Origin of the sequence: Mycobacterium scrofulaceum, assembly GCF_001667885.1 — a bacterium.
GTDB classification, from domain to species: Bacteria; Actinomycetota; Actinomycetes; order Mycobacteriales; family Mycobacteriaceae; genus Mycobacterium; species Mycobacterium scrofulaceum_C.
The window spans coordinates 65,630-79,387 of the sequence record NZ_LZJW01000171.1; the positions used below are offsets into that span (position 1 = coordinate 65,630).

Sequence of the window (13,758 nt, forward strand, 5' to 3'; positions counted from 1 at the left end):
GATGCAGAACGCAGTGATGGGGTGGGGGCACCTCCCGCTTGCGGGGGAGAGCGGCGCATATTCTTGCACACTCGAGAGCTGTCCACCGCGGTCAAGGCTCAGGTGCTGGCCGAGGCGCTGCCGTGGCTCAAGCAGCTGTACGGCAAGGTCGTGGTCATCAAGTACGGCGGGAACGCGATGACCGACGACACGCTGCGGCACGCGTTCGCCGCCGACATGGCCTTCCTGCGCAACTGCGGCATCCTGCCGGTCGTCGTGCATGGCGGCGGCCCGCAGATCACCGCCATGCTGCGGCGCCTGGGCATCGAGGGCGACTTCAAGGGCGGATTCCGGGTCACCACACCCGAAGTGCTGGACGTGGCGCGGATGGTGTTGTTCGGCCAGGTGGGCCGCGAACTGGTCAACCTGATCAACGCGCACGGCCCGTACGCCGTCGGCATCACCGGCGAGGACGCGCAACTGTTCACCGCCGTGCGCCGGAGCGTCACCGTCGACGGCGTGGCCACCGACATCGGGCTGGTCGGCGACGTCGAACGGGTCAACACCGCCGCCGTGCTGGATCTCATTACGGCGGGCCGCATTCCGGTGGTGTCGACGCTGGCCCCGGACGCCGAGGGCGTCGTGCACAACATCAACGCCGACACCGCCGCGGCGGCGCTCGCCGAGGCCCTGCGCGCCGAAAAGCTGTTGATGCTCACCGATGTGGAGGGGCTCTACACCAGCTGGCCGGATCGCGGTTCGCTGGTCAGCGAGATCGACACCGCCACACTCGCGCAACTGCTCCCCACGCTGGAGACGGGCATGATCCCCAAGGTCGAGGCGTGCCTGCGGGCCGTCACGGCGGGCGTGCCGAGCGCGCACGTCATCGACGGGCGGGTCGAACACTGTGTGCTGGTGGAGCTTTTCACCGACGCCGGCACCGGGACCAAGGTGGTGAACCCGTGACCGAAGGGCAAACGATGAAGCAGCGCTGGGAAGCCGTGATGATGAACAATTACGGCACCCCGCCGCTGGCGTTGGCCAGCGGGGACGGCGCCGTGGTCACCGACGTGGACGGCAACACCTACCTGGACCTGCTGGGCGGCATCGCGGTCAACGTCCTCGGCCATCGTCACCCCGCGGTCATCGAGGCGGTCACCCACCAGATGGCGACGCTGGGCCACACCTCCAACCTGTATGCGAGCGAACCGGGCATCGCGCTGGCCGAGGAGCTGGTGGCCCTGCTGGGCGCGGAGGCGCGGGCGTTCTTCTGCAACTCGGGGACCGAGGCCAACGAGGTGGCCTTCAAGCTGTCGCGGTTGACCGGGCGCACGAAACTCGTTGCGGCGCAAGGCGGTTTCCACGGCCGCACCATGGGGTCGCTGGCGCTGACCGGGCAGCCGAGCAAGCAGGCGCCGTTCGAACCGCTGCCCGGATACGTCACGCATGTGCCGTACGGTGACGCCGATGCGCTGGCCGCGGCGGTCGACGATGCCACCGCGGCGGTGTTCCTCGAGCCGATCATGGGGGAGGGCGGCGTCGTCGTGCCGCCCGAGGGCTACCTGAGGGCCGCCCGCGACATCACGGCGCGGCACGGCGCGCTGCTGGTGCTCGACGAGGTGCAGACCGGGATGGGCCGCACCGGAGCCTTCTTCGCCCACCAGCACGACGGCATCACCCCCGACGTCGTCACGATGGCCAAGGGGCTCGGCGGCGGGCTGCCGATCGGCGCCTGCCTGGCCGTCGGGCCGGCCGCCGAGCTGATGACCCCCGGCCTGCACGGCAGCACCTTCGGCGGCAACCCGATCTGCGCCGCGGCGGCGCGGGCGGTGCTGCGGGTGATCGCCGAGAAGGACCTGACCCGGCACGCCGAGGTGCTGGGCAAGTCGGTCCGCCACGGCATCGAAGCCCTGAATCACCCGCTGATCGACCACGTCCGCGGACGCGGGTTGCTGCAGGGATTGGTGCTCACCGCGCCGCGGGCCAAGGAGGCCGAAAGCGCCGCGCGCGCGGCCGGATTCCTGGTCAACGCCGCCGCGGCGGACGTCATCCGGCTGGCCCCGCCGCTGATCGTCACCGAGGAGCAGCTCGACGGTTTCGTCGCGGCCCTGCCCGGCGTCCTCGACAGGGCCATCGGGGCCGCGGCATGACCCGCCATTTCCTGCGCGACGACGACCTTGCACCCTCCGAGCAGGCCGAGGTGCTGCAGCTGGCCGCCGAACTCAAGAAGGACCCGTTCAGCTGGCGCCCGCTGGAGGGGCCGCGCGGCGTCGCGGTGCTCTTCGACAAGAACTCCACCCGCACCCGGTTCTCCTTCGAGGTGGGCATCGCCCAGCTGGGCGGGCACGCCGTCGTCGTCGACGCCCGCAGCACGCAACTGGGCCGCGACGAGACGCTGGCCGACACCGCGCGGGTGCTGTCCCGCTACGTCGAGGCCATCGTGTGGCGGACGTTCGAGCAGGGCCGGCTCGAGGAGATGGCCGGCGCGGCGACGGTGCCGGTGGTTAACGCGCTCTCCGACGACTTCCATCCCTGCCAGGTGCTCGCCGACCTGCAGACGATCACCGAACGCAAGGGATCGCTTGCGGGGCTGCGGATGTCCTACTTCGGCGACGGCGCCAACAACATGGCCCACTCGCTGCTGCTCGGCGGGGTGACCGCCGGCATGCACGTCACGATCGCCGCGCCGGACGGCTTCGCGCCCGCCCCGGCCTTCGTCGCGGCCGCCACGCAGCGCGCCGAAGCCACCGGCGCCTCGGTCGCCTTGACCGCCGACGCCGACGCGGCCGCGCGCGGCGCCGACGTCCTGGTGACCGACACCTGGACGTCGATGGGGCAGGAGGGCGACGGACTGGACCGCCGCACACCGTTCCTGCCGTTCCAGCTCAACGAGCGGCTGCTGGGCCTCGCCGACCCGGAAGCCATTGTGCTGCACTGTCTTCCGGCCCACCGCGGCGACGAGATCACCGACGCCGTGATGGATGGGCCGGCCAGCGTGGTGTGGGACGAGGCCGAGAACCGGCTGCACGCCCAGAAGGCGCTGCTGGTGTGGCTTTTGGAGCGGGCGCGATGACCCGCTCGAAGGCCGCAGCCGAGATCACCCGGGCCGGCCGGCAGGACCGCATCGTGGCGATCCTGTCGTCGGCCTCGATCAGCAGCCAGAGCGAGCTGGCGGCCCGGCTGGCCGACGAGGGCATCGAGGTCACCCAGGCCACGCTGTCGCGCGACCTCGAGGAGCTGGGCGCGGTGAAGCTGCGGGGCGCCGACGGCGGCGTCGGGGTCTACATCGTTCCGGAGGACGGCAGCCCGGTGCGCGGGGTGTCCGGCGGCACGGCCCGGCTGTCCCGGCTGCTGAGCGAGCTGCTGGTGTCGGCCGACGCCAGCGCCAACCTCGCCGTGCTGCGCACGCCGCCGGGCGGTGCCAACTATTTGGCCAGCGCGATCGACCGCGCGGCGCTACCGTACGTCGTCGGCACGATCGCCGGTGACGACACCGTCTTCGTGGCCGCCCGAGAGCCGATGACCGGCGCCGAGCTGGCCCGCACCCTCGAGACTCTCACCACAACCTAAGGAGATTGGTTCATGTCAGATCGCGTCATCCTGGCGTATTCCGGCGGGCTGGACACGTCGGTCGCGATCAGCTGGATCGGCAAGGAGACCGGCCGCGAGGTGGTGGCCGTGGCGATCGACCTCGGCCAGGGTGGCGAGGACATGGAGGTCGTCCGCCAGCGCGCCCTGGACTGCGGCGCGGTGGAGGCCGTCGTCGTCGACGCCCGCGACGAGTTCGCCGAGGGCTACTGCCTGCCCACGATCTTGAACAACGCGCTCTACATGGACCGCTACCCGCTGGTGTCGGCCATCAGCCGGCCGCTGATCGCCAAGCACCTGGTGGCGGCCGCCCGCGAGCACGGCGGCACCATCGTCGCGCACGGCTGCACCGGCAAGGGCAACGACCAGGTCCGGTTCGAGGTCGGATTCGCTTCGCTGGCACCGGATTTGGAGGTGCTGGCGCCGGTCCGCGACTACGCGTGGACCCGGGAGAAGGCGATCGCGTTCGCCGAGGAGAACGCCATCCCGATCAACGTGACCAAGCGCTCGCCGTTCTCGATCGACCAGAACGTCTGGGGCCGCGCGGTGGAAACCGGCTTCCTGGAACATCTTTGGAACGCGCCCACCAAGGACATCTACGCCTACACCGAAGACCCCACGATCAACTGGAGCACCCCCGATGAGGTGATCGTCGGGTTCGAGCGCGGCGTGCCGGTGTCCATCGACGGCACGGCGGTGTCGGTCCTGGCGGCCATCGAGGAGCTCAACCGACGCGCGGGCGCGCAGGGCGTCGGGCGCCTCGACGTCGTGGAGGACCGGCTGGTGGGCATCAAGAGCCGCGAGATCTACGAGGCGCCGGGCGCCATGGTGCTCATCACCGCGCACACCGAACTCGAGCACGTCACGCTGGAGCGTGAACTGGGCCGGTTCAAGCGGCACACCGACCAGCGCTGGGCCGAGCTGGTCTACGACGGGCTGTGGTACTCGCCGCTGAAGACCGCGCTGGAAGCCTTCGTCGACAAGACCCAGGAGCACGTCACGGGCGAGATCCGAATGGTGTTGCACGGCGGCCACATCGCCGTCAACGGCCGGCGCAGCGCGCAGTCGCTCTACGACTTCAACCTGGCCACCTACGACGAGGGCGACTCCTTCGACCAGTCGGCCGCGAAGGGCTTCGTCTACGTGCACGGGTTGTCGTCGAAGATCGCGTCCCGCCGGGACCTGGCGGCCGACGAAGCGTGAGCACGCGGGAGGGCTCGCTGTGGGGCGGCCGGTTCGCCGACGGCCCGTCGGACGCGCTGGCGGCACTGAGCAAGTCCACTCACTTCGACTGGGTGCTGGCGCCGTACGACATCGTCGCCTCGCGGGCCCACACCGTGATCCTGTTTCACGCCGGGCTGCTCACCGAAGAGCAGCGCGACGGCCTGCTGGCCGGGTTGGACAGCCTCGCCGAGGACGTGGCCGACGGCAGCTTCACGCCGCTGGTGACCGACGAGGACGTGCACGCCGCGCTGGAGCGCGGGCTGATCGACCGGGTGGGCCCCGACCTGGGCGGGCGGCTGCGGGCCGGGCGGTCGCGCAACGACCAGGTGGCCACCCTGTTCCGGATGTGGTTACGCGACGCGGTGCGCCGGGTCGCCGACGGGGCGCTGCAGGTGGTGGCCGCGCTCGCCGCCCAGGCCGCCGAGCACCCGACGGCGATCATGCCGGGCAAGACGCACCTGCAGTCCGCCCAGCCGGTCCTGCTGGCCCACCACCTGCTCGCGCACGCGCACCCCCTGCTGCGCGACGTCGACCGCATCGTGGACTTCGACAAGCGCGCCGCGGTGTCGCCGTACGGGTCGGGGGCGCTGGCCGGCTCGTCGCTGGGGCTGGACCCGGACGCGATCGCCGCCAAGTTGGGTTTCGTCCAGGCCGCGGACAATTCCATCGACGCGACCGCGGCCCGCGATTTCGCCGCCGAGGCCGCGTTCGTCTTCGCGATGATCGGGGTGGATCTGTCGCGGCTGGCCGAGGACATCATCCTGTGGAGCTCGACGGAGTTCGGCTACGTCCGGCTGCACGATTCGTGGTCCACCGGCAGCTCGATCATGCCGCAGAAGAAGAACCCCGACATCGCCGAGTTGGCCCGCGGCAAGTCGGGACGGCTGATCGGCAACCTGGCCGGGCTGCTGGCGACGCTGAAGGCGCAGCCGCTGGCCTACAACCGTGACCTGCAGGAGGACAAGGAGCCGGTGTTCGACTCGGTGGCGCAGCTGGAGCTGGTGCTGCCGGCGATGGCGGGCCTGGTGGCCAGCCTGACGTTCGACGTCGAACGGATGGCGGCGCTGGCCCCGGCCGGGTACACGCTGGCCACCGACATCGCCGAATGGCTGGTGCGCCGGGGCGTGCCGTTCCGCTCCGCGCACGAGGCCGCCGGGGCCGCCGTGCGCGCGGCCGAGGGGCGCGCCGTCGGGCTGGACGAGCTCACCGACGACGAATTGGCCGCCATCAGCCCCGAGCTGACGCCGGAGGTGCGTGAGGTGTTGACGATCGAGGGCTCGGTGTCCTCGCGGGACCGGCGCGGCGGGACCGCCCCGGTCCGGGTCGCCGAGCAGCTCCAAGCCGTCCTGGCCGAGTGTGAGCAGCTCAAAGCGCGGCTGGGCGGTGGGCAATGAGAGGACTTTCGTTTCTGTGCCGCGTGGTCGCCAGCCGATTAAACTGCCCGCAGGAAGCGATCCGGGTGAACAATTCGGCCCTGATCTTCGTCACCAAGGGGTGGGACCAATGAGCGTCGTCGCTGGCGTATTCGGTGCCTTGCCGCCGTACCGCTATTCCCAACGCGAGCTCACCGACTTTTTCGTCAGCATCCCCGAATTCGAGGGCTACGAAGACATCGTCCGGCAGCTGCACACCAGCGCCAAGGTCAACAGCCGCCACCTGGTGCTGCCGCTGGAGCGGTATCCCGCCCTGACCGACTTCGGCGCGGCGAACCGCATCTTCATCGAAAACGCCGTCGACCTGGGTGCTGAGGCCCTCGCGGGCGCGCTCGACGAGGCGGGCCTGCGGCCGCAGGACCTGGACGTGCTGATCACGACGACGGTCACCGGCCTCGCGGTGCCGTCCCTGGACGCCCGGATCGCGGGGCGGCTGGGGCTGCGCGACGACGTGCGCCGGGTGCCGCTGTTCGGCCTCGGCTGTGTGGCCGGCGCCGCGGGCGTGGCCCGGCTGAACGATTACCTGCGGGGCGCGCCGGATGCCGCCGGGGCGCTGATCTCGGTGGAGCTCTGCTCGCTCACCTACCCGGGTTACAAGCCCACGCTGCAGGGCATGGTCGGCAGCGCGCTGTTCGCGGACGGGGCGGGCGCGGTGGTGGCCGTCGGGGAGCGGCGCGCCGAACAGGTGGCCGCCCGCGGGCCCGCGATCCTGGACTCGCGCAGCACGCTCTACCCCGATTCGCTGCGCACGATGGGCTATGACGTCGGCGCCGCGGGATTCGAGCTCGTCCTCGCTAAGGACCTGGCCCAGGTGGTCGAGGAGCACATCGAGCAGGACGTCTCCGGGTTCCTCGGCGCGCACGGGCTGACGACGACCGACATCGGCGCCTGGGTCAGCCACCCCGGCGGCCCGAAGATCATCGACGCGATCAACGCGAGCCTGAGCCTGCCGCCGGACGCGCTGGAACTGACCTGGCGTTCGCTGGGTGAGATCGGCAATCTGTCGTCGGCCTCGGTGCTGCACGTGCTGCGCGACACCCTGGCCAAGCCGCCACCCAGCGGCAGCCCCGGCCTGATGATCGCGATGGGTCCGGGATTCTGCTCCGAACTCGTGTTGCTGCGCTGGCACTGACCTAAGGCGTTGCTTCTTGTGCCGTTAAGAGATTTAGTCCGATGACCAGCGACCCCGAGGAGCTCGTCAAGGCCCTCCGCGCCTCGCTGAAGGAAAACGAGCGGCTCAAGCGGGAGGCCCGCGAATACCTCGCCGCGGCAACCGAACCCGTGGCGGTGGTGGGGATGGGCTGCCGGTATCCGGGTGGCGTGGATTCCCCGGAGGCCTTGTGGCAGATGGTGGTCGAGTGCCGCGACGTGGTCTCGGATTTCCCGGCCGATCGCGGCTGGAACCTGGCGGGCCTGTTCGATTCCGACCCCGACGCGGTGGGGAAGTCCTATGCCCGGTGCGGCGGCTTCCTGGCCGACGTGGCCGACTTCGACGCTGGGTTCTTCGGCATCGCGCCCAGCGAGGCGCTGGCGATGGATCCGCAGCAACGCCTGCTGCTCGAGGTGTCGTGGGAAGCGTTGGAGCGGGCCGGGATCGACCCCGCCACCTTGCGCGGTTCGCCGACGGGCGTGTTCGCCGGCATCTTCCACGGCTCGTACGGCGGGCAGGGCAGGGTGCCGGGCCACCTGGAGCGCTACGGGCTGCGCGGTTCGACGTTGAGCGTGGCATCGGGCCGGGTGGCCTACGAGCTGGGCCTGGAGGGGCCGGCCATTTCCGTTGACACGGCGTGTTCGTCGTCGTTGGTGGCCATGCACCTGGCTGCGCGGTCGTTGCGGGCCGGCGAGTGCGACCTGGCGCTGGCCGGCGGCGTCACGGTGATGGCGACCCCGGCGATGTTCATCGAGTTCAGCCGGCAGCGGGCGCTGGCCGCCGACGGCCGGTGCAAGGCGTACGCGGGTGCGGCCGACGGCACCGGTTTCTCCGAGGGTGTCGGTGTGCTTGTGCTGGAACGGTTGTCCGACGCGCGGCGGCTGGGTCATCCGGTGCTGGCGCTGCTGCGCGGGTCGGCGGTGAACCAGGACGGCGCGTCGAACGGGCTGGCGACGCCGAACGGGCCTTCACAGCAACGGGTGATCCGCGCCGCGCTGGCCGACGCGCGCCTGCGGGCGGCGGACGTCGACCTGGTCGAGGGGCACGGCACTGGCACCACCCTCGGGGATCCGATTGAGGCGCAAGCGGTTTTGGCGACGTACGGGCAGGACCGGCCGGCGGGTCGGCCGTTGTGGCTGGGGTCGATCAAGTCGAACATGGGTCACACCTCGGCGGCGGCGGGCGCCGGTGGGGTGATCAAGATGGTGCAGGCGATCCGCCACGGCGTGATGCCCAAGACGTTGCACGTGGATGTGCCTACCCCGCATGTGGATTGGTCGGCGGGGGCGGTGTCGCTGCTGACCGAGGCGCGGGACTGGCCGGCGCAGGACCGGCCCCGCCGCGCGGGGGTGTCGTCGTTCGGGATCAGCGGCACCAATGCGCACGTCATCGTCGAGCAGCCGCCGCTGGAAAGCCCCACGCCGGCGGGCGATGACGCCCCCGCGCCGTGGGTGCTGTCGGCAAGATCGGCCGACGCGCTGGCGAACCAGGCGTCCCGGCTCCTGGCGCGGCTGAACGACGACCCGGGTGTGCGGGTGGTGGACGTGGCCTGGTCGTTGGTCTCGACGCGGTCGCTGTTCGAGCACCGGACGGTGGTGGTGGGCGCCGACCGCGAGCGCCTGATCGCCGGGCTGGCCGATGTGGCGGCCGGCGCGCCGGGTGCGGGCGCGGCGGTGGGCCGGGCGCGACCGGTCGGCAAGACGGTGTTCGTGTTTCCCGGGCAGGGGTCGCAGTGGGCCGGCATGGGGGCCGAATTGCTGGACAGCTCACCGGTGTTCGCCGAACACCTGCAGCGCTGCGAGAAGGCGCTCGCCGAACACGTCGACTGGTCGTTGATCGACGTCATCCGCGGCGCGCCCGGTGCGCCCGGGTTGGACCGGGTGGACGTGGTGCAGCCGGCGCTGTGGGCGGTGATGGTGTCGCTGGCCGAGTTGTGGCGCTCGGTGGGCGTCGTCCCCGACGCGGTGATTGGTCATTCCCAGGGCGAGATCGCGGCGGCGTACGTGGCCGGCGCGCTTTCCCTCGAGGACGCGGCCAGGGTGGTGGCGCTGCGCAGCCGGCTGCTGGTGCGATTGTCCGGCGCGGGCGGCATGGTGTCGCTGGCGTGCGGCCTGGCCCGGGCCGGGGAATTGATCGCCGGGTGGGGCGAACGGTTGAATGTCGCTGCCGTCAACGGTGTTTCCGCGGTGGTGGTGTCCGGCGAGGTGGGCGCCCTCGACGAGTTGATGATCCACTGCGAGGCCGACGGCGTGCGCGCCCGCAGGATCGACGTGGACTACGCCTCCCATTCCGCCCACGTCGATGTGATCCGCCCGGCGCTGGCCGACGCGCTGGCCGGCATCGAGCCGCGGTCGTCCTCCGTCGCGTTGTTCTCCACCGTGACCGGCGAACTGCTGGACACCGCCGGCCTGGACGCCGACTACTGGTACCGCAGCATCCGGCAGACGGTCGAGTTCGAACGCGCGGTGCGCAGCGCGTGCGACGCCGGGTACGGGGTGTTCGTCGAATCCAGCCCGCACCCGGTGCTGCTGGCCGCCGTCGAGGACACCGTGACCGACTGCGGCGCCGACGCGTTGGTGGTTCCGTCGCTGGGCCGCGACGACGGTTCGCTGCAACGATTCTGGCTGTCGGCGGGCCAGGCCCACGTGGCGGGCGTGCCGGTGGACTGGCGCGCCGCCCTCGCCGGCCTCGGCGGTCGCCGCGTGGACCTGCCGACGTACGGCTTTGCGCGGCAACGCTTCTGGCTGCCGGGCGGCACCACCGGTTCGGGCGACGTGGCCACCCTGGGCCTGGCGGGCGCGCAGCACGCGCTGCTGGGCGCGGTGGTCCAGCGGCCCGATTCCGGCGGGGTGGTGTTGACCGGCCGGTTGTCGACCGCCGCCCAGCCGTGGCTGGCCGACCACGCCGTCGGCGGCGCGGTGTTGTTCCCGGGCGCGGGGTTCGTGGAGCTGGCCATCCGCGCCGGCGACGAGGTCGGGTGCGGGGCGCTCGAGGAGCTGACGTTGTCGGCCCCGCTGGTGCTGCCGGCGACCGACGGCGTGCAGGTGCAGGTGGTGGTCGGGGCCCCCGCCGAGACGGGGCAGCGCGAGCTGGCGGTGTATTCGTCCGGCGCGCAATCGGATTGGGTGCTGCACGCGCACGGCTCGCTGCGACCGGCCGCGGCGGCGCCGCCCGCCGGCCTGACGGTGTGGCCACCGGCGGGGGCGACGCCCGTGGACGTGGCCGACGCCTACGCGCGGCTGGCGGGCCGCGGCTACTCCTACGGCCGGGCTTTCCGCGGCCTGCGCGCGATGTGGCGGCGGGGGGACGAGCTCTTCGCCGAGGTCACCGTCCCGGACGACGCCGGCGCGCAGGACGGCGGCTTCGGGATACATCCGGTGTTGCTCGACGCGGCGCTGCACGCGATCGGCGTCGCCGGTGAGCAGGGCCAAACCCTGTTGCCGTTCTCCTGGCAGGGGGTGACGCTGCACGCGGCCGGCGCCTCGCGGGCGCGGGTCCGGATAGCGCCGTCGGGTGCCGGGGCGGTGTCGGTGGAATTGTCCGACGGCTCCGGGTTGCCGGTGTTGTCGGTGCGCTCGCTGGCGATGCGCCCCGTCTCGGCCGAGCAGCTGGCGGCGGCCGCCGCGCCCACCGAGGGGCTCTTCGAGGTCGCGTGGTCGCCGATAGCGTTGAGCGGCAACGACTCCGACGCCACGCTGTGGGAGCCGGGCGCGCACGGCGCCGATCCGGTCCGGTCGGTGCACGCGGCCACCACCGAGGCGCTGGGCGTACTGCAGTCGTGGTTGGCCGATCCGGAATCCGGGACGCTGGCCGTGCAGACCCGCGGGGCGGTAGCGCTCGCCGGTGAGGATGTCACGGACTTGGCCGGTGCGGCGGTGTGGGGGCTGGTGCGCTCGGCGCAGGCCGAGCAGCCGGGCCGGGTGGTGCTGATCGACTCCGACGGATCTCTGGACGCGCGCGCCGTAATCGGCTGTGGCGAAACGCAATTGGTGATTCGCGCGGGCGCGGCCTACGCGGCCCGGATGCGGCCGGCGCGCGGCGGATCGGTGCTGCGGCTGCCGGCCGGGGGCTGGCGGCTGGACGCGGGCAGCGGGGGAACGCTGGAAGACCTGGTGGTGGGCCCGTGCCCGCGGGCGGAGCTGGAGACCGGGCAGGTGCGCGTGGCGGTGGCCGCGGTCGGTGTGAACTTCCGGGATGTGTTGGTGGCCCTGGGCATGTATCCGGGCGGCGGCCAGTTGGGGGCCGAGGGCGCCGGCGTGGTCGTCGAGGTCGGTCCCGGGGTGACGGGCCTGGCGGTCGGCGATGCGGTGATGGGGCTGCTCGGCGTGGTCGGTTCCGAGGCGGTGGTGGACCAGCGGCTGGTCACGCCCGTGCCGCCGGGCTGGTCGCTGGTCACGGCCGCGGGGGTGCCGGTGGTGTTCCTCACCGCGCTCTATGGGTTGTCGGTGCTGGCCGGGCTGCGCGGCGGCGAGCGGGTGCTGGTGCACGCCGCCACCGGCGGGGTGGGCATGGCCGCGGTCCAGCTGGCGCGGCACTGGGGCGCGGAGGTGTTCGCGACCGCGAGCCGCGGCAAGTGGGACACTCTGCGCGCCATGGGATTCGACGACGACCACATCGGTGATTCGCGGACGCTGGACTTCGAGGAGAAATTCGCGGCGGTGACCGGCGGTGCCGGGGTCGACGTGGTGCTCAACTCCCTGGCCGGCGAGTTCACCGACGCGTCGCTGCGGCTGTTGGCCCCCGGCGGGCGGTTCATCGAGATGGGCAAGACCGACGTCCGCGATCCGCGCGTCGTCGCGGAAGAACATCGAGGCGCGCGGTACCAGGCGTTCGACTTGTTGGAGGCCGGACCCGACCGCACCGCGGCGATGCTGGCCCAGATCGTGGAACTGCTGCGGGACGGCGCCGTGAAACCGTTGCCGCTCAAGACTTTCGACGTTCGCTGCGCTTCGGCCGCGTACCGGTTCGTCAGCCAGGCCCGCCACATCGGCAAGGTGGCTCTGACCATCCCGACCGGGCCGGGCGCCGTGCTCAGTGGCTGCGGCGGCCTGGCCGGGGGCACCGTCGTGGTCACCGGCGGCACCGGCATGGCCGGTTCGGCGCTGGCCCGCCACCTCGTCGACCGCTATCGCGTCGGCCACGTGGTGCTGGCCAGCCGGGCCGGCGCCGAGGCCCCGGGGGTCGCGGAGTTGGTGGAGCGGTTGCAGGAGGCGGGCGCCGGCGTCTCGGTGGTGGCCTGTGACGTCGCGGACCGCGACGCGGTCGCGGCGATGCTGGCGGGGATCCCGGCGCAGCATCCGCTGCGCGGTGTGGTGCACGCGGCCGGCGTCCTCGACGACGGGTTGATCGCCTCCCTGACGCCGGATCGGGTGGACGCGGTGCTGCGGGCCAAGGTCGACGGCGCGTGGCACCTGCACGAGCTGACCCGGGAGCTGGATCTGTCGGCGTTCGTGGTGTTCTCGTCGATGGCCGGGATCGTCGGCACCCCGGGCCAAGCCAATTACGCGGCGGCCAACAGCTTCCTCGACGGCCTCATCGCCCACCGGCGGGCGCGGGGGCTCGCGGGCCTGTCGCTGGCGTGGGGTCTGTGGGAGCAAGCCTCGGCGATGACGGCGCACCTCGGCGAGCGCGACAAGGCCCGGATGAGCCGGCTCGGCATCGCGCCGCTGTCCACCCGGCAGGCGCTGGAATCCTTCGACGCCGGCATGCTGCTCGAAATCCCGGTGCTGATGGCCGCCCGCCTGGATCGGGTCGCGTTGTCCGACAACGCCGCCGCGCTGCCACCGCTGCTGAGCGAGCTGGCCGCCCGCACCACCCGCCGCGTCGTCGACGACGTCGACACGACGGCGCTGCTGACCGGCCTCACCGCGCGCCTGCACGGCCTTTCGCCCGAGGCGCGCCAGCGTGAGCTGATCGACCTGGTCCGAGCCAACGCCGCGACCGTGCTGGGCCTGCCCAACCCCGCCGACATCGACGCGGGCCGCGCGTTCGGGGACCTCGGCTTCGATTCGCTCACCGCCGTCGAACTGCGCAACCGGCTGAAAACGGCCACCGGCCTTACCCTTTCGCCGACGCTGATCTTCGACTATCCCACGCCCGCGGCCCTCGCCGACCACCTCGACGGCCACCTGTCCGGCGGTCCGGCCGACGACCAGCCCGACCTGCTGGCCCGCTTCACCGACATCACGCGCGAATTGCAGGCGCTGCTCACCCGACCTGATTGGGACCCATCCGACAAATCGGCGCTGCGGGCCCGCCTGCACGATCTGCTCGCTGCCCTGGGCCCCGCCGACCACCTCACCCCCGAGGGCCTCGACGCCGACCTCGATGCCGCCACCGAAAGCGAACTCTTTGCCATCCTCGACGAAGAACTCGGCCGCTGAG

Annotated in this window: 8 protein-coding genes; all 8 read left to right on the plus strand. The window is 72.0% G+C overall.

What is annotated here, in order from left to right:
* Positions 1–63: 63 nt before the first annotated feature.
* The 8 genes from argB (at position 64) to A5681_RS24035 (ending at position 13,757) form a co-directional block, all read left to right on the plus strand.
* Positions 64–945 (plus strand): acetylglutamate kinase, encoded by an 882-nt coding sequence (argB, locus tag A5681_RS24000; protein WP_067281610.1) that lies wholly within the window; start codon positions 64–66, stop codon positions 943–945.
* Positions 942–2,129, plus strand: coding sequence for an acetylornithine transaminase (locus tag A5681_RS24005; protein ID WP_269454972.1), 1,188 nt, complete (start codon positions 942–944; stop codon positions 2,127–2,129). The genes argB and A5681_RS24005 overlap by 4 nt, the downstream gene beginning before the upstream one ends.
* Positions 2,126–3,052 (plus strand): ornithine carbamoyltransferase, encoded by a 927-nt coding sequence (gene argF / locus A5681_RS24010; RefSeq protein WP_067281614.1) that lies wholly within the window; start codon positions 2,126–2,128, stop codon positions 3,050–3,052. The genes A5681_RS24005 and argF overlap by 4 nt, the downstream gene beginning before the upstream one ends.
* Positions 3,049–3,549: an arginine repressor gene (locus A5681_RS24015; protein WP_067281617.1), complete on the plus strand. Its 501-nt coding sequence runs from the start codon at positions 3,049–3,051 to the stop codon at positions 3,547–3,549. Before argF ends, A5681_RS24015 begins: the two co-directional genes overlap by 4 nt.
* A gap of 12 nt (positions 3,550–3,561) precedes the next feature.
* A complete protein-coding gene (locus A5681_RS24020) occupies positions 3,562–4,770 on the plus strand; it encodes an argininosuccinate synthase (protein ID WP_067281621.1) in 1,209 nt (402 codons plus the stop codon).
* Positions 4,767–6,185: an argininosuccinate lyase gene (argH, locus tag A5681_RS24025; protein ID WP_067281629.1), complete on the plus strand. Its 1,419-nt coding sequence runs from the start codon at positions 4,767–4,769 to the stop codon at positions 6,183–6,185. Before A5681_RS24020 ends, argH begins: the two co-directional genes overlap by 4 nt.
* Positions 6,186–6,294: 109 nt before the next feature.
* The gene (locus tag A5681_RS24030; protein WP_067281645.1) at positions 6,295–7,356 is read left to right on the plus strand and encodes a type III polyketide synthase; all 1,062 of its coding nucleotides are present in this window, start codon (positions 6,295–6,297) and stop codon (positions 7,354–7,356) included.
* A 41-nt stretch (positions 7,357–7,397) separates the two neighbouring features.
* Positions 7,398–13,757, plus strand: coding sequence for a type I polyketide synthase (locus A5681_RS24035; RefSeq protein ID WP_067281658.1), 6,360 nt, complete (start codon positions 7,398–7,400; stop codon positions 13,755–13,757).
* Position 13,758: the final 1 nt, after the last annotated feature.